Source organism: Nocardia sp. NPDC050710, from assembly GCF_040654375.1.
GTDB lineage: Bacteria > Actinomycetota > Actinomycetes > Mycobacteriales > Mycobacteriaceae > Nocardia.
On the sequence record NZ_JBFAHV010000014.1, the window covers coordinates 74020 to 93590 of the forward strand.

General features: G+C 67.3%; 19 protein-coding genes. 7 read left to right on the forward strand and 12 right to left on the reverse strand.

The window, feature by feature from the left end; genetic code table 11:
• Nucleotides 1-101 precede the first annotated feature (101 nt).
• The gene (locus tag AB0H61_RS22935; RefSeq protein WP_357307691.1) at nt 102-1109 is read left to right on the forward strand and encodes an NADP-dependent oxidoreductase; all 1008 of its coding nucleotides are present in this window, start codon (nt 102-104) and stop codon (nt 1107-1109) included.
• 23 nt (nt 1110-1132) lie between these two features.
• On the opposite strand, the gene AB0H61_RS22940 is transcribed toward AB0H61_RS22935, so the two are convergent.
• On the reverse strand, nt 1133-2023 hold the full coding sequence (locus tag AB0H61_RS22940; RefSeq protein ID WP_357307693.1) for an alpha/beta hydrolase: 891 nt from the start codon (nt 2021-2023) through the stop codon (nt 1133-1135).
• 329 nt (nt 2024-2352) lie between these two features.
• Here AB0H61_RS22940 and AB0H61_RS22945 point away from each other — a divergent pair, with 329 nt between their 5' ends.
• Nucleotides 2353-2823, forward strand: coding sequence for a nuclear transport factor 2 family protein (locus tag AB0H61_RS22945; protein ID WP_357307695.1), 471 nt, complete (start codon nt 2353-2355; stop codon nt 2821-2823).
• A gap of 65 nt (nt 2824-2888) precedes the next feature.
• Here the strand turns inward: AB0H61_RS22945 and AB0H61_RS22950 are convergent, their stop codons facing one another.
• Entirely contained in the window at nt 2889-4091 is a 1203-nt protein-coding gene (locus AB0H61_RS22950; RefSeq protein WP_357307697.1) for a lipid-transfer protein, read from the reverse strand.
• Nucleotides 4084-4530, reverse strand: a complete 447-nt coding sequence (locus tag AB0H61_RS22955) for an OB-fold domain-containing protein (RefSeq protein ID WP_357307699.1) — start codon at nt 4528-4530, stop codon at nt 4084-4086. The genes AB0H61_RS22950 and AB0H61_RS22955 overlap by 8 nt, the downstream gene beginning before the upstream one ends.
• A 129-nt stretch (nt 4531-4659) precedes the next feature.
• Here AB0H61_RS22955 and AB0H61_RS22960 point away from each other — a divergent pair, with 129 nt between their 5' ends.
• Nucleotides 4660-5451 carry a GTP-binding protein gene (locus tag AB0H61_RS22960; protein ID WP_357307701.1) on the forward strand — a complete coding sequence of 264 codons (792 nt, stop codon included), beginning with the start codon at nt 4660-4662 and terminating at the stop codon, nt 5449-5451.
• A 147-nt stretch (nt 5452-5598) separates the two neighbouring features.
• On the opposite strand, the gene AB0H61_RS22965 is transcribed toward AB0H61_RS22960, so the two are convergent.
• Together AB0H61_RS22965 and AB0H61_RS22970 are read right to left on the reverse strand one after the other, a co-directional pair.
• Nucleotides 5599-6018 carry an ester cyclase gene (locus tag AB0H61_RS22965; protein ID WP_357307703.1) on the reverse strand — a complete coding sequence of 140 codons (420 nt, stop codon included), beginning with the start codon at nt 6016-6018 and terminating at the stop codon, nt 5599-5601.
• A 21-nt stretch (nt 6019-6039) separates the two neighbouring features.
• Complete coding sequence (locus AB0H61_RS22970) at nt 6040-6843, reverse strand: SDR family oxidoreductase (protein ID WP_357307705.1); 804 nt, start codon at nt 6841-6843, stop codon at nt 6040-6042.
• Nucleotides 6844-6901: 58 nt separating this feature from the next.
• Between AB0H61_RS22970 and AB0H61_RS22975 the strand changes: the two genes are divergently transcribed.
• Together AB0H61_RS22975 and AB0H61_RS22980 are read left to right on the forward strand one after the other, a co-directional pair.
• A complete protein-coding gene (locus AB0H61_RS22975; RefSeq protein WP_357307707.1) occupies nt 6902-7564 on the forward strand; it encodes a TetR/AcrR family transcriptional regulator in 663 nt (220 codons plus the stop codon).
• A gap of 229 nt (nt 7565-7793) precedes the next feature.
• A complete protein-coding gene (locus AB0H61_RS22980) occupies nt 7794-9410 on the forward strand; it encodes a succinic semialdehyde dehydrogenase (RefSeq protein ID WP_357307709.1) in 1617 nt (538 codons plus the stop codon).
• Between the two features lie 105 nt (nt 9411-9515).
• On the opposite strand, the gene AB0H61_RS22985 is transcribed toward AB0H61_RS22980, so the two are convergent.
• The 6 genes from AB0H61_RS22985 to AB0H61_RS23010 all read right to left on the reverse strand — a co-directional run bounded on the left by AB0H61_RS22985 (nt 9516) and on the right by AB0H61_RS23010 (nt 16096).
• Nucleotides 9516-9902: a hypothetical protein gene (locus AB0H61_RS22985; protein ID WP_357307711.1), complete on the reverse strand. Its 387-nt coding sequence runs from the start codon at nt 9900-9902 to the stop codon at nt 9516-9518.
• A gap of 96 nt (nt 9903-9998) precedes the next feature.
• Nucleotides 9999-12302, reverse strand: coding sequence for a molybdopterin-dependent oxidoreductase (locus tag AB0H61_RS22990; protein ID WP_357307713.1), 2304 nt, complete (start codon nt 12300-12302; stop codon nt 9999-10001).
• Complete coding sequence (locus AB0H61_RS22995) at nt 12299-13378, reverse strand: enoyl-CoA hydratase/isomerase family protein (RefSeq protein ID WP_357307715.1); 1080 nt, start codon at nt 13376-13378, stop codon at nt 12299-12301. Before AB0H61_RS22995 ends, AB0H61_RS22990 begins: the two co-directional genes overlap by 4 nt.
• Before the next feature lie 46 nt (nt 13379-13424).
• Nucleotides 13425-14327: an aminoglycoside phosphotransferase family protein gene (locus AB0H61_RS23000; protein WP_357307717.1), complete on the reverse strand. Its 903-nt coding sequence runs from the start codon at nt 14325-14327 to the stop codon at nt 13425-13427.
• Between the two features lie 173 nt (nt 14328-14500).
• Nucleotides 14501-15115, reverse strand: a complete 615-nt coding sequence (locus AB0H61_RS23005) for a TetR/AcrR family transcriptional regulator (RefSeq protein WP_357307719.1) — start codon at nt 15113-15115, stop codon at nt 14501-14503.
• A gap of 87 nt (nt 15116-15202) precedes the next feature.
• Nucleotides 15203-16096 carry an alpha/beta hydrolase gene (locus AB0H61_RS23010; protein WP_357307721.1) on the reverse strand — a complete coding sequence of 298 codons (894 nt, stop codon included), beginning with the start codon at nt 16094-16096 and terminating at the stop codon, nt 15203-15205.
• Nucleotides 16097-16276: 180 nt separating this feature from the next.
• Between AB0H61_RS23010 and AB0H61_RS23015 the strand changes: the two genes are divergently transcribed.
• Entirely contained in the window at nt 16277-18130 is a 1854-nt protein-coding gene (locus tag AB0H61_RS23015; RefSeq protein WP_357307723.1) for a Na+/H+ antiporter, read from the forward strand.
• Between the two features lie 47 nt (nt 18131-18177).
• On the opposite strand, the gene AB0H61_RS23020 is transcribed toward AB0H61_RS23015, so the two are convergent.
• Nucleotides 18178-18729 carry a TetR/AcrR family transcriptional regulator gene (locus tag AB0H61_RS23020; protein ID WP_357307725.1) on the reverse strand — a complete coding sequence of 184 codons (552 nt, stop codon included), beginning with the start codon at nt 18727-18729 and terminating at the stop codon, nt 18178-18180.
• A 204-nt stretch (nt 18730-18933) separates the two neighbouring features.
• On the opposite strand from AB0H61_RS23020, the gene AB0H61_RS23025 reads away from it, so the two are divergent.
• Nucleotides 18934-19563 carry a helix-turn-helix domain-containing protein gene (locus tag AB0H61_RS23025; protein ID WP_357307727.1) on the forward strand — a complete coding sequence of 210 codons (630 nt, stop codon included), beginning with the start codon at nt 18934-18936 and terminating at the stop codon, nt 19561-19563.
• The last annotated feature ends 8 nt before the right edge of the window (nt 19564-19571 follow it).

The following is a 19571-nucleotide window of genomic DNA, read 5'->3' on the forward strand; positions in this document are numbered from 1 at the left end:
ACTCGAGCGGTCCAACTACAGCGGACCTGAAGGACACCTGAAGTGCGCTCCGGCACGGTAGGAGCTGTCAATCCGATGGCGCAGCACAGGGAGTCGATGAGATGAGCATGATCGTGAGCCGCGAGGTCCGGCTGGCGTCGCGCCCGGTGGGTGTGCCGAGGCCGGAGAATTTCGAGCTGGTCGAGACCAAGGTGCCGGAGCCGGGCGCGGGACAGATTCTGGTGCGCAACACATGGATGTCGGTGGATCCGTATATGCGGGGCCGGATGGATGCGGGTGCGTCCTATGTCGAACCGTTCGGTGTCGGTCACGTGCTGGAGGGACATGCGGTCGGCGAAGTGATCGCCTCACGCAGTCCCGGCATTCCGGTGGGTGCGACGGTGATCCACTTCGCCGGTTGGCGCGAGCACGCGCTGCTCGATGCCGCCGACGCCACCGTCCTCGATGTCTCGATCGCCCGCCCGCAGGATTACCTCGATGGGTTGGGGCAGACGGCGTTCACCGCGTATCTGGCGGTGACCGAGATCGCACGGGTCCGGGCGGGCGATGTCGTTTTCGTCTCCGGCGCGGCGGGTGCGGTCGGCAGTGTCGCCGGGCAATTGGCCAAGAAGTTCGGCGCCGCACGGGTGATCGGGTCGGCGGGCGGGCCGGAGAAGACTCGAGTGCTGACCGAGGAATTCGGGTTCGACGTCGCCATCGACTACCGCGCCGGATCGGTGGCCGACCAGTTGGCGGCGGCCGCGCCCGACGGAATCGACGTCTACATCGACAATGTCGGCGGTGACCACCTCGAGGCCGCGATCGGTGCGCTGCGCATGTATGGTCGCGCGGCTCTGGTCGGCATGATCAGCGGCTACAACGCCACCGACCCGGTTCCCGGACCCGTCAACCTCTACGACATCGTCGTCAAACAGCTGACGCTGCGCGGGCTCCTGGTGGTCGAGCACCTCGACCGCGCCCCCGCGTATGCTGCCGCGGCCACCCGATGGCTGGCAGACGGCAGCCTGTGGACCAAGCAGACGGTGTTCGACGGTATCGAGCGGGCACCCGAAGCGTTCCTCGGCGTGCTCGGCGGCGCGAACACCGGCAAAATGCTCGTCCGTCTCTGAGGTGATACTGTGCGCGCCGTTGGTCAGTCACTATTGCGGAAATGTGAAAGTAATTGCGCTGCAACTTGTTCCGGTAGCTCGGCGTGCAGGAAGTGGCCGCATCCGGGGAGCTGGATCGCATGCGCGCCGACGCTGTCGGCGAGTGCGCGTTGCAGTCCGGGGTGCAGGCAGCCGTCGTCCGCGCCAGCCAGGGCGAGAGTCGGCAGTGGGGCCGGTGGTGCGGTGAGTATCCGATAGAACTCGCGGGTCTCCGGTCGGTGGGCGCGGAACAGTGCCCGGTAGTACCGGGTGGCGGCCCAGCCGAGCCGTTGATCGGTGAAGACGGCGCGGGTGGGGGCGAATTGGTCGTCGGTGAAGGCCCAGCCGGGTGACCAGCGCGCCCAGATGCGGCGGACCAGCGCCGCGTCGGAGCGTGCCAGCAGGCGGGGTGCGGCCGCGGACTGCATGAGTCCGATATAGGACGACATGAGCGTCTGCCTCGGCAGATACGGCAGAGTGGAGCGGGCCGCGGCGCGGCCACCGAACGGCGGTATCGCCAGCACGCTCAGCGACTTCCATTGCTGCGGTGCGGTTTTGGCGAGGTGTATGGCGGCGAACGCACCCCAATCGTGGCCGACCAGGTGCGCGGGCGCGCCGCCGAATTCGTGCTGCCAGGCGGCGATATCGGCGGCGACCGCGGGCAGGTCGTAGCGGGCGGTGCGGCTGTAGCTGCCGAGGGTGTAGCCGCGCAGCCACGGTGCGAGCACCTGATATCCGGCCGCGACCAGCGGTGGGACCGCCGCGTCCCAGCTGTGCGGGGTATCGGGGAATCCGTGCATCAGGATGACGAGGGGCGCGTCCGGTTCGCCGAAGCGGTGCGCGGACAAGGTGAGCCCGTCGCGGTGCAGGGTGATTTCGGTGTGCGCGGGGGTCATGGCGGTGTCCTCATCGGTCCTCACCGTAGCGCCGGGAGGGCGGGATCGGAGGTTTTCCGGTGATCGTGACCACGGCGCGCACCGAAACCGCTCGCGGGGCCGACGAGCACGCCGCGGTGATCCCCGGCGGGGAGTGGACGCCGAGACCATCCGCCGGTTGGCGCGCGAACACGCGCGCGGTTTCGGCGGCGCCTCCGCGGATGGGAACGGCAGCTGATCCAACGCCCAAAGGTGGTCAGCGCATACCTCTGCGGGACTGCGGTATCGGTGGATGTCGATGCATGAGCTACGTAAGCTCGATGCAAGGCAGGTGATCAACTGTTGAGGTCATGAAAGCAACAGTTGGATCAGGGGATCAAGCAGAGATCAGCGGGCTGCTTTGCCGCTACTACCGAGCAGTGGATGACAAACGGGTAGACCACACGATCGTTGAGGCGACGTTTACCGCGGACGGTCGCTGGGTGAGTCCAACGGGCATTGCCCGGGTCGGCCATGAGGAAATAGCAGTTCAGCAGATCGAGGCCATCGCTCTGTTCCGGGCCACCCATCACATGACCACCGACCACATAGTCGAGCTCGACGGTGACGCCGCGCGGCTGCAGGCCAACGTCACCGCAATGCACCTGTGGGCATCTGGCACCACGGACCCGGCCACGCTCGAATCCCACTTCCTGGCAGGTGGGGTGTTCCAAGCGCACGCGGTGCGGACGAGCGCGGGTTGGCGGTTCTCCGAACTGATCTTGCGGATCGTCTGGCGCACAGGAGCTCTCCCGGTTCACGTCAGCCCAGACAAAGTGTGAGCCGACGTCACGGCCGCAGGATTCGTGTTCATGACGGTCATGAGTTGCCAAACGCCGCCGCGATGTCAGCGGGTGGCGATGATGGCCGAGCCGTGGCCGAAGAGGCCCTGGTTCACCGCGATACCCGCGCGGGCGTTGTCCACCTGGCGGCCGTCGGCTTGTCCGCGCAGCTGCCACGTGAGCTCGCAGATCTGGGCGATGGCCTGTGCGGGGATCGCCTCACCGAAACAGGCCAGGCCGCCGCTGGGGTTCACCGGCACCCGTCCGCCCAATGTTGTTGCGCCGCTGCGCAACAGTTCCTCCGCGCGGCCCGTCTCGCAGAGCCCGATATCCTCATACCAGTCCAGCTCCAGCGCGGTGGACAGGTCGTAGACCTCCGCGAGGGACAGGTCGGCGGGACCGAGCCCGGCCTCCTCGTACGCGGCGTGCGCGAGGGCGGAACGGAACGCTCGGGGCGGGGCCTCGACGGCCACAGCGGAGTCCGTCGCGAAATCCGGCAGGTCGAGAACGGTTTTCGGGAACGTCGGCGTGACCGTCGACAGCGCCCGGATGCGGACCGGGTCGGCGACGCCGTGCCGACGCGCGTACTCCATCGACGTCAACACCAGTGCGGCCCCGCCGTCGCTGGTCGCGCAGATGTCGAGCAGCCGCAATGGGTCCGAGACGATCGCCGAGGCGGCGACCTCCTCGACCGAAACCTCCTTGCGATAGCGGGCATACGGGTTGTTCAGGCCGTGTCTGGCGTTCTTCACCTTGACCGCGGCGAAATCGTCGAGCGTGGCACCGTGCAGCGCCATCCGGCGGCGGGCATACAGCGCGAAATAGATGGGATTGGTAGCGCCGAGCAGGTGGAAACGCAACCAGTCCGGATCATCGCGTCGCTCACCGCCGACCGGCTGGAAGAAGCCCTTCGGGGCGGCATCCGCGCCCACCACCAGCGCCACGTCGCACAACCCCGCCAGAATCTGGGCGCGTGCGTTGGCGATGGCCTGCGCACCGGAGGCGCAGGCAGCATAGCTGCTCGAGATCCGCGCACCCGACCAACCCAGCGCCTGAGCGAAAGTCGCGCCCGAGACGAAACCGGGGTATCCATTGCGGATGGTGTCCGCGCCGGCGATATAGCCGACGTCGAGGTGGTCGACCCCGGCATCGGCCAGCGCCGCGCGAGCGGCGACCAGCCCGTATTCGACGAAATTGCGTCCCCACTTGCCCCACTGGTGCATGCCCGCACCGAGGACGGCGATGTCGCGATCATTCATGTCAGTCATTGACCGGCCTCCACATCCACACCGTGTGCTCCGCTTCCTCGTCGGCGTACAACGTGCCGAGAGTCAATTCGACCGGCATACCGACGGCCAGGTCGTCCACCGTGAGGCCGCGCACGACCTGTCCGAGAATCACCATCTGCTCGACCTCGAGCTCCACTGCCGCAATGACATACGGCTCGAACGGTTCGGGCGACACATAGGGCGCCGGAGGTTTGTATCGGGCGTCCGCATACGACCAGATCCGCCCATGTCTGGAAAACAGATGCTCGACGAGTTCGGAGCCATCCCGCGGACCGGAACATTGCGGATTCCGACAGGCCAGCGTGTTCCGCGGGAAATACGGTGTGGCGCAATCCTTGCAGCGGCTTCCCTTCAGATGCACCACGCCGTCGTCCGCAGTGAACCAGTCTGCCACTGCGGGCCGTTGTTCTTTCTGCACAGCCCGACGGTATAGGAACACGTTCTACTTTGGGGCCGAATTCCGCTCCAGCAATCCGCAGGCGGAGGTACGGTGAGTCCGGATCGAGGACGTCCCGACACCTCGAGTCGATCTGGAGTACCACAACCGATGGGCGCCAAAGCCATTGATCCACAGACAATCCGCAACGTCACCATCATGGGCGACCCCGACGAGACCACCCGAGTGGCCCACCTCCTGCGCCGCCGCTCCGGCCGGCCCGGCTCCGATACCCGGGCCACGGTCGATTGGACGACGGGCCGCGTCGAGCACACGATTCGTATCGCCGAGCTGACGAGCCACGCACCCATCGCGGACCTGGAGCGGTCCATCCGCGCAGCCGACGGTGTGATCGCGGTCGTGAACGCCGCCGCGAACCCCACCGCGCGCCTCGAGATGATGTTGCGGGTCGCCGACGACTACCAGGTCGCCCGCCTGTGCCTGATCAACGGAATCGACCACCCCGCCGCGGATTTCGACCGTTGCGTCCGCACGATCGCCGACACCCGCGGCGCGGTCCCACTGACGCTGCAGATCCCCATCGGCGCCGACCCCACGTTCGAAGGCGTCATCGACCTGCTCCCGCTATGGGCACTCGAACCGCTGGCCGCCGAACTCTACGGCAGCCATTGGGAAGTCGCCGGGCGGTGGTACGGCGACCTCGTGAAAACGGTCATGGAACAAGCCCCCTCGGATCCGAACGACTCCCCCGCCCTGTGCGACATCCCGCTCGACCAGTTGCATCACCGCATCCGCTACCTCACCCGCATCGGTGACGTCGTACCCGTCCTATGCGGTGGCGCGTCCACGAGCGATGACATCGCCACGCTCCTGGACGCCATTGCCCGCTATCTGCCCTCTCCCATGGATGTCTGCCAACCGGAACACGCCCTCGATTATTGAGGCACTCGGGCCGGCCGTCGGAGTGTGCAGGGGCAGCCGCTCGACCGCGTGCACGAAGCTGCTGGCGAGGTAGTCGGGTTCGTCTACGTCGACTACGAGGCGAGTTCTGCTCCGTCGGGTAGTGCGGTCGGGATGAATTCGGCGAGGTTAGGTCGTTCCGGTGTCGGCGCGTCCGGTGAGTTGACGCAGGACTGCCGCGGTGTCGAGGAAGACGCGTTCGCCGATGACGTAGCCGTCGTCGTCGAAGGTGACGACGGCGACCATCTCGATGGCAATCGTGTTCCCGCTCGGCGCTATTCCCGCGTAGTGCCCGTCGTGGGTACCGTCGAAGCGAACCAGCGCGGCACCGGTGGAACCCTCTTGCCCGAGGGGCTGGACAGTGGCGGTGAGGTCGCTGAAACCGTCGAACAGCGCGGACTCTCGGGCGGCCAGCGCCGCAAGCCCTTGCTGCGGACCCGTCAGGGGTGAGTCGTAGGCGGCGGGCTCTCGCCACAGGCCGACGACCTCATCGACGCTGTGCTTGTTTACCGCGGCCGCGGCCGCTCTGGCGAACTGCTGGATGTGCATGTCGTACTCTTTCCGAATCGATCAGTTGGTTTGGGATGCAGGCGATTCCGGCCGTACGGAACGTTCGGCGAGCGCGATCGCCCACTTGGCGGGAATTCGGCCGGCGATGCGCGCCAGCATTGCGTTCGCCGCGCCGTCGATGATGTCCGGGCGGTTGGACCCGAGCGCGTGCCAGGCCGCTTCGACGACCTGTTCGGGAGTGCGCCGGCTGCCGACCGAGGCGTCCTCGCCGGCGATCTCGAAGAATGCGGTGTCGGTGGCACCCGGGCTCACAGCGAGTACCCGGACTCCGGTGCCGCGGGTCTCGGACCAGAGCGCGCGGGTGAAGGACAGCACGTACGCCTTGGTCGCCGCATACACCGCCATGTGCGGAACCGGCTGAAACGCGGCAGTGCTGGCCACATTGACGACGGCGCCGCGTCCGCGAGCGATCATGCCGGGCAACAGGATTGCGGTGAGCTCGGTCAAGGCGGTGATGTTCACCGCGATCTGACTCGAGACCGCCCCGAGGTCGGCATCGGCGAGGTCGCCGTGGATTCCGAGTCCCGCGTTGTTGACGAGCGCGTCGACGGTGATGGCACGTTGGGCGAGCAGTTCGGCGACGCCCACCGCGGCGCCCTGGGCGCTGAGGTCCGCGGGGATGACCTCCACGCTCGAACCGAATTGTGCGTGCAGTTCGTCGGCTTGTGCTCGCAAAACCGCCTCCCTGCGGGCGACCAGAACGAGGTCACCACCATCTGCGGCGACGTGCGCGGCGAACGCGCGCCCGATTCCCGATGACGCCCCGGTCACCAGTACTCGCTGTCGGTCGAAGTATCCGGCCACTACTACCTCCTTGATTAAACCTGCATGCCGGTCTAATTAATACCGCTATGATGAGGACATGGCAAGCCCCCACCGCAGCACGCCGGCCCAGCGACGCGTCGGCCGCCCGCCCGGCCCGACCGAACATGGAGCGGCATCCCGAGAGCGGATCCTCGATGCCGCCGCCGCGGTGTTCGCACAGGTCGGTTACGACCGGGCACGCATGGCCGACGTGATCGAAGAGAGCGGAATGACCAAGGGCTCGGTCTACTTTCATTTCGAGAGCAAGGAAGCCCTTGCCGTTGCCGTGCTCACCGAGAAGCACGCGCAATGGCTCGATCGGGTACAAGCACGACTGGCCACGACACCCCCTGGCGTGCGGCGGCTGGAAGCGCTGCTGCCCGCCATGCTGGACCTGCACCGTGACGACCCCGACGCCTGGGTCATCTCGCGCCTTGCCCAGAACCTCGCCGAGGTGCCCGCGACCCGAACCCTGGCCATGGAACTGACCCGCCGATGGATCGACGGCGTCGCCGACCTCATTCGCGACGCCCAGCACATCGGTGAGGTGTCCGGCGAAGTCGACCCGGACCTGCTCGCCACCGTCCTCGTCGGCTCCTTCGACGGCCTGAAGATGACCATCGAAACGGTAAGCGACGACCCCCGCACCGCCGATCAACGGCTCGAAGCCGGCGGCGCCCTCCTGCTGGCGATGATGCAGTCGGTCGTCCTATCACGCTGATCGACGTCGACCGAACGCTGGAATGGAAATCCGCGGACCTCGACATCGCCGTTCGTCGGCGACCGGAGCGGTCTGATTCAGACCCTGAACCAGACCGCTTCCACCCCCGAGGTTCGTCCACAGCCTGCACGCATTCAGCTGCCCCAAAACCCTTACTTCATGGGTTGTGCTGCGGCACAACCATGCGCGGCGAATGCGTTGCGCCAGCACATGGTGATCAGCCTCATATATGGCGACGCTGATGGACGCAGACAAGGAGCGAATAATGAATCAGCTATCGAGCACGACGGCGGCACACACCGACGGCGAGAACGCCCTGCCGAACGCCTTGATCGAGCAGCTCATGCGCGGCGTCACGGGTTCTGCCGCGCCGGTGACCACCATTTCCCCGTTGGACGGCCGGACGCTGGCAGCAGTACCGCAGAGTGCTCCGAAGGATGTCGAGACTGCGTTCGACCGAGCTCGTGCAGCGCAACGCGAGTGGGCCACCGTGCCGGTAAAACAGCGCGCGGCCCTGTTCCTGAAATTCCACGACATGATGCTCGCTCGGCAGGCCCAAGCTCTCGACATCGTCCAGTGGGAAACCGGCAAGGCCCGGCTTCACGCACTCGAGGAACTGATGGACGGCGTAGGGTCCACCCTGTACTTCGCCCGCCGTGCGCCGAAGTTGCTGTCTCCCAAGCGACGCGCCGGGGCGCTTCCTTTGTTCACCCAGACTCGGGAGACTTATCACCCGAAAGGGGTCGTCACCACTATCACGCCGTGGAACTATCCACTGTCGCTCACGATGGACGTCATCCCAGCGCTCTTGGCGGGAAACGCGGTCGTACACAAGCCCGACACACAGACCGCGCTGTCCAGCCTGTGGCCGCGCATGCTCCTCATCGAGGCCGGGCTGCCGGCAGACCTGTGGCAGGTTGTTCTGGGCCAGCCCGCCGACATCGGTGATACGTTGATCGACAATGCCGACTTCGTCTGCTTCACCGGATCCACGGCCGCGGGCAAGGCAATTGCGACCCGGGCCGCCGCGAATCTCACCGGCTGCTCCCTCGAGCTCGGTGGTAAGAACCCCATGCTGGTTCTGCGCGACGCGGACATCGAGGCGACCGCGTCCGCCGCTGTCCGCGGCTGTTTCGCCAATGCCGGGCAGCTCTGCGTGTCGATCGAACGCATCTATGTGGACAAGGCGATCTACCAACAGTTCGTCGGCACCTTCGGCGCCCGTACTCGCGCGCTACCGCTCAGCACTGCAATCGAATTCACGGGCGGCATCGGATCACTGACCTCGGCGAAACAACTCGACCGAGTCATCACACACGTGCAGGATGCGGTGGCGGCAGGCGCGGTGGTCGTCGCCGGCGGTACCGCTCGGCCGGATATCGGGCCCTACTTCTATGAGCCCACGGTACTCACCGATGTGCCCCCGACAGCGCAGCTCTACCGCGAGGAGACCTTCGGTCCTGTGGTTACGATCGTGCCGTTCGACTCCGAGGACGAGGCGATCGCGCTCGCCAACGACACCGAATATGGTTTGAATGCCGCGGTTTTCAGCAAAGACATCAAACGTGCCCGCCGTATCGCCGCTCGCATCCAAGCGGGCACAGTGAACATCAACGAGGGCTACGCCGCGTCGTACGCCTCTCAGGATGCGCCCATGGGCGGCATGAAGCAGTCCGGGCTGGGACGCCGCCACGGAACCGCGGGGTTGATGAAGTACGTTGAGCCGCAGAACATCTCCGCACAGCATGTCGTCGGCTTCGACCCTGCCTTCGGTCGCACTCCAGCACAGCATGCGGCATTTCTGCTCCATGCGATGAAGACGATGAAAGCCGCCCGAATTCGCTGAGCTCTCCCCCGCGACCATGCCGTGGTGGACACCCTCTCCGGCATGCCGCGGTCAACAGCACCTGGGTGACGGTGAATGCCGCACCGTCGAATGAGGTGAGCGCGGTCAGACCGTGAGGACGGTGACGCGGTAGCCGAGCCGGATCTCGCGCCCCACGTGGGCGGTGCCGGACAGGTTCAGCCAGCGGTTGCCGCCGCCGCGCGGGTCGGGCAGGTACGCCGCGTGCACCCGTTCCACACCGAAGGGGAAGGTTCCGGAGGTGGAGGTGGCGATCCCGGTCATGAGCGCCGCTTCGGCCCACAGCCGCGGTTCGGCGGCGCCGTCGGGCAGTGGTGGCGCGTCCGGCAGGAAGAAGCCGAACTGTTCACCCGGCGCGCCGGAGGACTGGACCATGATGCCGGTGACGAACATCCGCGCGGTTCCGGTGTACACCAGGCATTCCGGGGTCAATTGGAGGGGTGGGGCGGGCTGTAGTTCGAGTTGGAACGCCATGCGCCGACTGTACGGTCACCGGGCCCGGTTGTCTGTCCGGACAACCCGACGGCCGAATGGTCAACGCGGGCAGGGTCACTCGATGACCGAGTGATCTCATTCCCCCGGCATCGCCTCGATGCGGGCGGGGACATGTTTGTGCCACGGTGTCCCGGCGAAGGCGTCGCGGCGGGTCGCATCGGTGAGTTCGTTGGCGGCGACCCCGACCCGGTCGCCGTCGGGCAGGTCCAGGCCGAGACCGTTGGGCAGGGATGCGTGACCGGGCTGCATGCGGTCGGTGATTTCCACGGCGGCGATGGCCGTCCCGCGGTGGGTGGTGATGCGGGCGCGGTCGCCGTCGCTCACACCCAGGCGGGTGGCATCGTCGGGATTGAGACGCAGAGCGCCCTGGGGGTCGCGGCGACGCCAGCTGTTGTCACGGAAAATGGTGTTGGCGGTGAAGGATCGGCGTTCTCCGGCGGCGAGCACGAACGGGTATTCAGCGCTGGTATGGGTGGCGGGGGTGGTGTCCAGGGCACGCAGGGCGTCCAGGAGTTGTGGGATCGCGAGCGGGATACGCCGATCGGGGTGCGGCAGATAGTCCCAGGCGTCGGCGTAGTCGTCGACGGTGAAGGTGACCCCGGAGCGGCCCGCGAGGATGGCGTCGAACAGGGCGTCGGCCGAGCGGTGGCCCGCGCGACGCATGGCCGCCGGATACAGTTTCGCGACGCGCTGGGTCAGCGCCCACAGCACCGAAGCCGAACGCGCGTTCTCGGGCAGGGTCGGGCCCAGCGTCTCGTACAGCAGGTACGGGGCCAGGCCCGCGATCTTCTTGTCGGTGGCCAGCAGCGCGGCGAATGCCATCGCGTAGGGGCGGCGGCCGAGTTTCGCGGCGGCCGCCAGCACGGTGTGGGTGGTGCGGCCGACCGCGCCGAGTTCGCGGACCAGGCGGGCGTAGATCTCCGGCTCGGGCAGGGTGCCCGGCAGCGGGTCCAGCAGCGGTGCACGCAGGTGGAAACTGTTATGCGGGAATTCGAGATTGAAGAAGGTGGCCTCCCATTTCTCGAATTGGCTGGCCGCGGGCAGCACATAGTCGGCGTGGCGGGCGGTCTCGGTGAGCGCGACATCGATGACGACCACCAGGTCGAGCGCGTCGAGCGCGGCACGGAAGGTGGTCGAATCGGCCAGGGAATGCGCCGGATTCGCGGAATCGATGATCATCGCGCGGAATCGTTTCGGATGATCGGTGAGGATCTCCTCGGCGATCGAATTGCACGGCAGCATGCCACCGAGGACGGGTGCGCCGGTGACCGGGCTGCGTTTGATGTCGCGACTGTAGCCCGCGAGCGGCACCATCCACGAATGTGGTTGCATGGCACCGGGTTTGGCGAAATTTCCGGTCAGTAGCCAGAGCAGTTTGTTCAGATAGGAGATGAGGGTGCTGTTGGGGCTCTGCTGCACCCCGAGATCCTCGTAGGTGGCTACCGAGTCCGCGGCGCCGATGCGGTGCGCCGCGGCCCGCAACAGATCGGCGGGGACACCGCAGATGTCGGCGTAACCGGCGATATCGATCCCGCGCAGCGCCGCCAGGACCGTCTCGGCCTGACCGGTGTGCTCGGCGAGGAACCCGTGATCGATCAGATCGTCCTGCACCAGTACAGCCAGCAGGGCGGCCAGGCACCACGCGTCGGTGCCGGGACGGACCTGTAAGTGGATATCGGCGAGGTCGGCGGTTTCGGTGCGCACCGGATCGACCACGATCATGGCGCGCGCCGGGTCCTTCGCGATCTGTTGCAGGATGGTGCGGGCCCGCGGCACCCCGTGCGACTGCCACGGATTCTTACCCAGGAACACCGACACCTCGGCGTGCTCGAAATTGCCCGTGGTGTGACCGCCGGTCAGGTGCGCGTCGACCCAGCCCTCACCGGTTTTCTCCTGAGCCAGCGCGCTGGAGCGGTAGCGGCTGCCCAGCGCGCGGCGCAGCGCCCCGGCATACGCGCCGCCGAGGTGGTTGCCCTGCCCGCCGCCGCCGTAGAAGAAGATCGTGTCGCCGCCGTGCGCGTCCCGGACCGCGCGCAGGCGTGCGGCGACCTCGGATATGGCGGTGTCCCAGTCGATTTCGGTGAAACTTCCGTCGGCTTCACGGCGCAACGGGCTGGTGAGGCGAGTGCCGCCGTTCTGATAGTGGTCAAGGCGCAGCGCCTTGTTGCAGGTGTATCCGGCGGAGGCGACGTGTTCCTTGTCGCCGCGGATCTTGGCGAAACGTCGCCCGTCGAGTTGAACGAGAAGCCCGCAGTTGTTCTCGCACAGGATGCAGGCGGTCTTGTGCCACTGCTCCTGCGCGGCGCTGCCCGGCGACGAGCGATCGCCGGTCGCGTTGTCGTGCCGAGGTTCGGCGGCACCCGTCGCGCCGGTGCTCATCGGCCCACCTGATCGACGCGGGTGCCGTTGAGCCACGGCGTGAGATCGGCGAGGAACGGGGTATCGCCGAGGCGTTCGAGATCGTCGAAAAAGGCGCGGGTGGTGCGGGTCGCGGCGGCGGTGGTGCCCACCGAGACGAAACCGGCCTGCTCCCGATCCAGGCCGCGCGAGAGCGGTTGATCGACACCGAAGTAGATGGCGCGCTTGAGTTCGGCGACGACGACCGGGTTGCGGGTCGCCAAACGTGCCGCGGTGGCCTGGGTTTCGGTGAGCAACCGATCCGGTGGGGTCAGCCGGTGCACCAGGCCCAGCCGCAGCGCGTCCGCCGCGGACACCGGCGCGCCCTCCAGGGTCAGTTCGATGGCCTTGGCCGCGCCGATGAGCCGCGGCAGGCGCTGGGTGCCGCCGCCACCCGGAATGAGGTTGGCCAGCGATTCGATCTGACCGAGCCGGACATGCTCGGCGTCGGCGGCGTAGCGCAGGTCGCAAGCCAGCGCGATCTCATGACCGCCGCCCAGTGCGGGCCCGTTGATCGCGGCCAGGTACACCACCCCGGACCGGTTCATCCGCAGCGTCGTGCGCTTCCACCGGTAGCCCCACACCAGCCCGGCGCCGAGACCGCCGCCGAAACGTTCCACCGTCCGCGCCGCACCGGGCACCCGCATGGCCAGCGACGCCAGTCGCAGCGCGGGCGCCGCGACCCGGGCGGGCACGAACGGGTGTGGCAGTTCGATCATGCCCGTCAACGCGCTCGGGTCGGCGTGGGTCAGGAAGCGTCCCGGCAGGCCGCCGGTCAGGACCACCGCGCCGACCGTGTCGTCGGCGTCGGCGGCCGCGGTCAGCAGGTCCAGATCGCGGACGAGTTCGGTGGTCACGAAGTTCAGTGGCGGTGCGACGACACGCGCCGTGAGCACCCGCCCGTCCTGTTCCACGTCGATCGTCGGCAAGTCGAGCTCTGCGGCACGCGGCATCAGTGTCTCCTCGGGGCGCACGGTAGCGGTCCGGCGGCAATCGGATTCGGCATCACTGCGTTCCGCGTCCGATCTCCCGTCGGCCAGGACTATGGCATACACCATAGTCCGAGTGTCAAGAGATGCGCGGGCGGATGCTGAGATCAGGCCTTCAGGTAAGCGCTCGGGCGAGGTGGTCGGTGGCGTGGATGAGCCATTCGGGGCCGCCGTGTCGCCGCCCCCACATCGCTTCCCGAACCGCTCCGACCTGAGTCCAGCGACGTACCCGTTCGGAGTCGATTCGGGCAGCGTCGCAAAAGATATCGAGGAAACCGAGCACCGTCGGCCTCATATTCGAGGAGCGGAGCAGGTTTTCGAAGCGGGGGCTGCGGATCACATTGAGGGCGTCGTGTGCGGGGTCTCCGACAAAGGACTTGGGGTCGATCGCGAGCCAGGGTTCACGATCGGAAGCCACGATGTTGGCGTCGTGCAGGTCGCCGTGTACGAGGAAGTCGGGTTGATCGGGGCCGAGCTCGCGCAGAGTGGCCACAGCAGCGTTGAGAACCTTGCGTGGCAGCGGATGGCCGAAGGCTGCAGCCGTGGAAAGGATTTCACGCTCCCAGTCATCGACCCGATCCGACAGCTTGGGCAGCCCGGGTGGCGCGGCGACGGCCAGCCGGTGTGACAGTCTGCCCTGGATGGTCAGTGCTTCCTCGGGGTCGGTGATGGTGACGAGTGTGCGTTGCGACGCTCGTTCCAGCAGCATTGCGAAGTTGTCGTCGTCGCGCGCATACAGGCGCACCGCGCCTTGCCCGTTCCAGGTCGCATACGAATCTGGTTCGTGGACGTTGCCCGGGTGTGGGAACGAGACTTTGATAACCGCGGACGGAAGTTCACGGTGCCGCACCGGGATCACGATCCCGACCTGGCCATGCATCACCGATCCCGTGGGTGTGCAAGACCAGCGGTGCAACAGCTCGTCCACCAGGCCGGGCAGGGCGGTGATCCAAGCGCGTCCGCGTTCGCCCTCGTTGGCCGACTTCATGCGAGCGAATGCCTCAGGGATCTCGATCATGAGACGACTCTATGTACGCCAGGACGTGGCGATCGGCCGCCGCGTACCCCTCACGGGCCGATACCGGACCCCGATGGAAGGAACGCGGTCACGCGGCGGACCCACCGTGGTGACCAGTAAGGCGATAGCAGGCCGTCGGAGTGTGCGCCCGGGCGAGTGAATCCGACGCCGATTCAGCGGGCGGTCGCGGCGGCCAGGAGTGCGCGCAATTCCTGGACGGCGTCGTCGAGTGGGGTTGTGCTGCGCTGGATGCGGCTCAGTGGGATGGCGCCCTCGAAGGAGGCGACGGTGAGGGTGGCCAGGCGGGCCGCGCGTTCGGCGGGCACGTTGTTGCGGATAAGCAGGTCGGCGAGGGCGGTGTGCCAGCGGGCGAAGATCTCGGCGGCGGTGGTGGCGAATTCGGGGGCTTCGTCATTGGTTTCCACCGCGACCGCGAAGATCGGGCAGCCCGCGCGGAAGTCGCTGTCGCGCAGTGTGCGTCGCCACATCGCGGCGAACTTCTGCAGTGCTTGGTCGGGGTCGCTGTCGCGAGTGAGGCGCTCGATGAATTCGGACATGATGTCGCCCGCGGTGCGTACTGCGTCGTTGACGAGCTGGGTGCGCCCGCCTGGGAAATGGTGGTAGACCGAGCCGCGCGGCGCGCCCGTGCTGGCGAGTACCCGATCCACGCTGGTGGCGCTGGCGCCGTGCACCCGCAGCGAATCGATCGCACCCTCGATCATCCGCCGCCGCGGCTCGGAGACGCGGGGCCGACCGGGTTCGGTGCTGGATCGTCGTGCGGCAACCACACCGACATTCTATGGGGTGTCCCATAGTGCGGTCCGGTTGCTGTGACGCTGTGCGCCGAACGGTGGCCCCGCGAGTCCGAAATCCTCCTACCGCACGCGGGTGCCGTGGAATTCGAGGAACGCCGCGAGCGTCGCCTCGGGCGCCTCCAATTGCGGGTAGTGCCCGACCTTCGGCAGCTCGACGACATCCGGCTCGGGGATCAGCTCGCGGTAGCGCCGCACCATATGCGCTCCGGAGACCGGGTCGAGCAGGCCGTCGATGAAGCGGACCGGGACGGTGGCCTCGCGCAGCGCGCCGACCCAGCGTTCACGATGCTTGCGCCGTTCGGCCATATAGCGGATCAGTTTGTGCCCGTTGCGTTTTCCGTGTTTGCTACACCACAGGATCCAGAACTGCCGCCTGGCCTCGGCATCGGGTTTGGTGTCGGGGCCGAAGACGGCCGCCAGGCTGTGGGAGAAGGTGCGTTCGGTGCCGAGCACGCCGAGCAGCGGTCCGAGCGGCCCGGCCAGCAGCCGCTGGATGAGCCGGGCCCGGTGCGCCTCGGGGAACAGCCCGCCGTTGAGCAGGCAGACCGATTCGATCACCAGCGACTCGTCGCCCGCCCGCGCGCGTTCGGCGGCCCGGGCCAGCAGTTCCTGGGCGACGGTGTCGCCGTAGTCGTGGGCCAGGATGTGGAACCGCGCGATGCCCTGTTCGCGCAGCAACTGTTCGTGCAGATCGGCCTGGTCGGCGATCGTGTAGTCGTAGTGTCGCGGTTTCGCCGACCAGCCGAAACCGACCATATCCGGTGCGAGGACCCGCGCGAACCGAGCGCACAGCCCCGGCCAGATCGCGTGCCAATCCCACGAAGCGGTCGGGAAACCGTGGATGCAGAGCAGGGTGTCGCCGTCGGCACGGGCGCCGCCGTCCTGCCAGAAAATTTGATGGCCGCGATGGGTGAACCGCCGTCCGGTGGCCCGCCAGGATGCAAACTCCTCCATGCCTACCTTCCTTCGTGTGCCGATCAGCATTGCGCTCGAACGTCACTCGCACAGCGGTTCCGGTGACGCGGTACGCGTCATGTATCGGGTCGGAGCTCCGGAACCGGGATACCCGGTGGTTGCCCCGCCCAATTGGTCGGCAGGTGCGGCAAGGCTCGTGTGCTCTGCGAGAATGCGTCCGTGCATGTCGCGATCGGGCTGGTTGTTCTCGTTGCCTCGGCGACGGCGCTGGCCGCGCTGGCGCGTCGGTTCGGGATCTCCGAGCCGCTCGTGCTGACGCTGGCCGGGGTTGCTGCGTCGTATCTGCCGTTTGTGCCGGAGGTCCATCCCGATCCGGAGATCATTCTGCTCGGGCTGCTGCCGCCGCTGTTGTATACGGCGGCGATCCGGACCTCGCTGGTGGATTTCCGGGCCAATATACGCACCATCGCTCTGTTATCGGTGGGATTGGTGTTGTTCAGCACCTTCGCCGTGGCGGCGGTGGTGTACTGGCTGCTGCCGGTGCCGTTCGCGGTGGCGGTCGCGCTGGGTGCGGTGGTGGCCCCGCCGGACGCGGTGGCGGCGACAGCGGTGGCCCGCCGCATCGGGATGCCGCGTCGCATCGTCACCATCCTCGAGGACGAGTCGCTGTTCAACGACGCGACCGCCCTGGTGACCTTGCGGACCGCGATCGCCGCCGCGGCGGGCACCTACGAGCTGTGGCGGGCCGGCGTCGACTTCCTGCTCGCGGCCGGTGGCGGCGCGCTGGTCGGGATCGTGGTGGCGTATCTGCTCGCGATGCTGCGGCGGCGGATCACCGATCCGGTGCTCGATACCACGCTGTCGTTCCTGGCGCCGTTCATCGCGTACCTGCCCGCCGAGGAGATCGGCGCCTCCGGGGTGATCGCGGTGGTCACCTGCGGCATGATCCTCGGGCACGGCGCGCCGGTTTGGCAGAGCGCGGCCTCGCGCATCGCCGAACGCACCAATTGGCGCACCATCCAATTCATTCTGGAATGTTCGGTCTTCCTGATCATCGGATTGCAGGTGCGCGCCATTCTGGAGGACGCGTGGAGCAGTGGGCTCGACCACGCGACGCTGGTGCTCGCGGCGGGCGCGGTCCTGCTGACGGTGATGCTGGCCCGGCCGTTGTGGATCTTCCCGTGGATGCTGCTGATGCGTGGGCTCGGCAAGGAGTCCGCCCCACTGACGCATCCGGCGGTGGTGTCGTGGGCGGGTATGCGCGGTGTGGTCACCCTGGCCGCGGTGCTGTTGCTGCCCGAGGGCACCCCGCAGCTGGCGGTGCTGAAACTGCTCGCCCTGGTCGTGGTCGCGGGAACGCTACTGCTGCAAGGTACTTCGCTGCCCTGGCTGGTGCGGCTGCTGCGGTTGCGTGGCCCGAGCCGCGCGGAGGACGCGCTACAGAAGGCGAATCTGTTGCAGCAGGCGGTGGCGGCGGGCCTTGCCGAACTGGATGCGCGCATCACCCCCGACACCCCGGAGACCGTGGTGCAGTCGCTGCGTGATCGGGTCACCTGGCAGACCAACGCGGCCTGGGAACGACTCGGTCGTTCCGAATCCGAACAGGCCACCCCCACCGCCGAGTACCGGCGGCTGCGGCTGGCGATGCTGCAGGCCGAACGGGAAACCGTACTGCGGGTGCGGGATTCGGGTCGGCTCGACTACGAGATCCTGCAGCATGTACTGGCCCGTCTCGACCTCGAGGAGTCGATGATCGACCGGTTCGACGAGTCAGAAGAGGAACGGATCGAACCGCTCGCCCTGCCCGAAGTCACCGACAACTGCGACCATCTGCGCACGGCGCCGCTGGTGCGCGAACCCACCGAACCCGACGAGTGCGCCGAATGCCTGGCCGAGGGATTGGTGTGGGTACATCTGCGCATGTGCCTGACCTGTGGCCATATCGCCTGCTGTGATTCCTCGCCCGGCAATCACGCCACCAAGCATTACGGCAGCACCGCGCATCCCGTCATGCGCAGCGTCGAACCGGGCGAGGCCTGGCGCTGGTGCTACGTGGACGAGCTGCTCGGCTAGGGCGACCGTCGCGAATCCGGCCCACGCTCGACGGGCCGGGGCGAGGGTCAGCGGCGGGCGTGGGAGTAGATGAGGCGGGCGTATTCGGCGAGGAGTTTGTCCAGGGACACATCCTCGCTGCCGCCCGCGGCGATCTGCTGGTAGCCCACGAGCATCGCCATCCCGAGGGAGGTGACCACGGCGGTGAGTTCGTCCTCGCCGATGACACCCTTGATCGCTTTGTGCACGGTGCGGCGGCGGGATTCGTCGACCCGCTTGAGCGCGAGGTTCACCGATTCGTCGTTGGCGGCCCAGGCACGGATGGCGGCCTCGGCGGCGTGATGCAGGCCCGCGGCCAGATCGGACATCGCGCGGATATCGTCGTCGGGATTGCCCTGGTTGAAGTTGAGTGTGCGCAGGATCAGCACCTGCCGGTTCTCCCAGTGCTCGAGCAGGGCGTCGACGAAACCCTGCCAGCTGCCGAAATGGTGGTAGAACGAGCCGCTGGTGACGCCGAGCCGTCGGCAGAGAACCCCGATATTGAGGCCCTTGAAACCGAGTTCGGCGAGCACCTCCAGAGCGGTGTCGAAGTACTGCTCCTTGGTGACCACTCGTGACATTCGGGTGCCGTTCTGTTCGTGCGGGCAGGGGGCAGAGGTCCGAACAGTACCGCATCGTATTGTCCGCGCGGTCGAGCCTGGCGAAATCTGCGCTGTGTCTTCGAGTGGATCCACAGTACCTGTAACCGGGTGAAATATGCAGTGCCAGTGGACAAGACGCCCCGGTTTGTATAACAGAGCAATCGCTCTGTTATAGTTGCCGGCATGCCACGCCCCCGGACCCACGACCCCGATACCGCGCTCGACGCCGCGGAGTCCCTCGCCGTACGCTCCGGGCCCGCCGCCGTCACTATCCGCGCTGTCGCCGCGGCCACCGGCATATCCAATGGCGCGCTCTACCACACCTTCGGATCCCGGGCCGAACTGCTCGGCCGCGCCTGGCTACGGGCCGCGCAGCGGTTTCACGCGGTGCAAACAGAACTGGTCGACGCGCATACCGGAACATCGGCGGACGATGATCCCGCGGCCGTCGACGCGGTGGTGGCCGCGGCCGAGGCGCCGGTCGTATTCACCGAGCGTTACCCCGACTCCTCACGGCTGCTGCTCACCGTGTCGCGTGAACAACTGCTCGGCGAGGAACTGGCGGCCGAGGTCGCCGCCGAACTCCAGGAAGCGGATCGGGCGCTGGTGCAGCTGATGGTCCGCCTGGCGCGGCGACTGTGGGGGCGCGGGGATCGCCGCGCGGTGGACGTTCTCACCACCTGCCTGGTCGACCTGCCGACGGCGATCCTGCTGCGCCGCGATCGGCTCGCCGATCCACTTGCCCGCGAACATCTTCGGGCCGCGGTCCGCGCGGTTCTCGACGTCGGTCCGCCGGACCGGCCCACACGATAAGGAATACG

Coding starts and splice junctions, on each gene's coding strand:
- AB0H61_RS22935 (WP_357307691.1), top strand. CDS start 102: ATGAGCATGATCGTGAGCCGCGAGGTCCGGCTGGCGTCGCGCCCGGTG.
- AB0H61_RS22940 (WP_357307693.1), bottom strand. CDS start 2,023: ATGACCCCCGCGCACACCGAAATCACCCTGCACCGCGACGGGCTCACC.
- AB0H61_RS22945 (WP_357307695.1), top strand. CDS start 2,353: ATGAAAGCAACAGTTGGATCAGGGGATCAAGCAGAGATCAGCGGGCTG.
- AB0H61_RS22950 (WP_357307697.1), bottom strand. CDS start 4,091: ATGACTGACATGAATGATCGCGACATCGCCGTCCTCGGTGCGGGCATG.
- AB0H61_RS22960 (WP_357307701.1), top strand. CDS start 4,660: ATGGGCGCCAAAGCCATTGATCCACAGACAATCCGCAACGTCACCATC.
- AB0H61_RS22965 (WP_357307703.1), bottom strand. CDS start 6,018: ATGCACATCCAGCAGTTCGCCAGAGCGGCCGCGGCCGCGGTAAACAAG.
- AB0H61_RS22975 (WP_357307707.1), top strand. CDS start 6,902: ATGGCAAGCCCCCACCGCAGCACGCCGGCCCAGCGACGCGTCGGCCGC.
- AB0H61_RS22980 (WP_357307709.1), top strand. CDS start 7,794: ATGGCGACGCTGATGGACGCAGACAAGGAGCGAATAATGAATCAGCTA.
- AB0H61_RS22985 (WP_357307711.1), bottom strand. CDS start 9,902: ATGGCGTTCCAACTCGAACTACAGCCCGCCCCACCCCTCCAATTGACC.
- AB0H61_RS22990 (WP_357307713.1), bottom strand. CDS start 12,302: ATGAGCACCGGCGCGACGGGTGCCGCCGAACCTCGGCACGACAACGCG.
- AB0H61_RS22995 (WP_357307715.1), bottom strand. CDS start 13,378: ATGGTGTATGCCATAGTCCTGGCCGACGGGAGATCGGACGCGGAACGC.
- AB0H61_RS23000 (WP_357307717.1), bottom strand. CDS start 14,327: ATGATCGAGATCCCTGAGGCATTCGCTCGCATGAAGTCGGCCAACGAG.
- AB0H61_RS23010 (WP_357307721.1), bottom strand. CDS start 16,096: ATGGAGGAGTTTGCATCCTGGCGGGCCACCGGACGGCGGTTCACCCAT.
- AB0H61_RS23020 (WP_357307725.1), bottom strand. CDS start 18,729: ATGTCACGAGTGGTCACCAAGGAGCAGTACTTCGACACCGCTCTGGAG.
- AB0H61_RS23025 (WP_357307727.1), top strand. CDS start 18,934: ATGCCACGCCCCCGGACCCACGACCCCGATACCGCGCTCGACGCCGCG.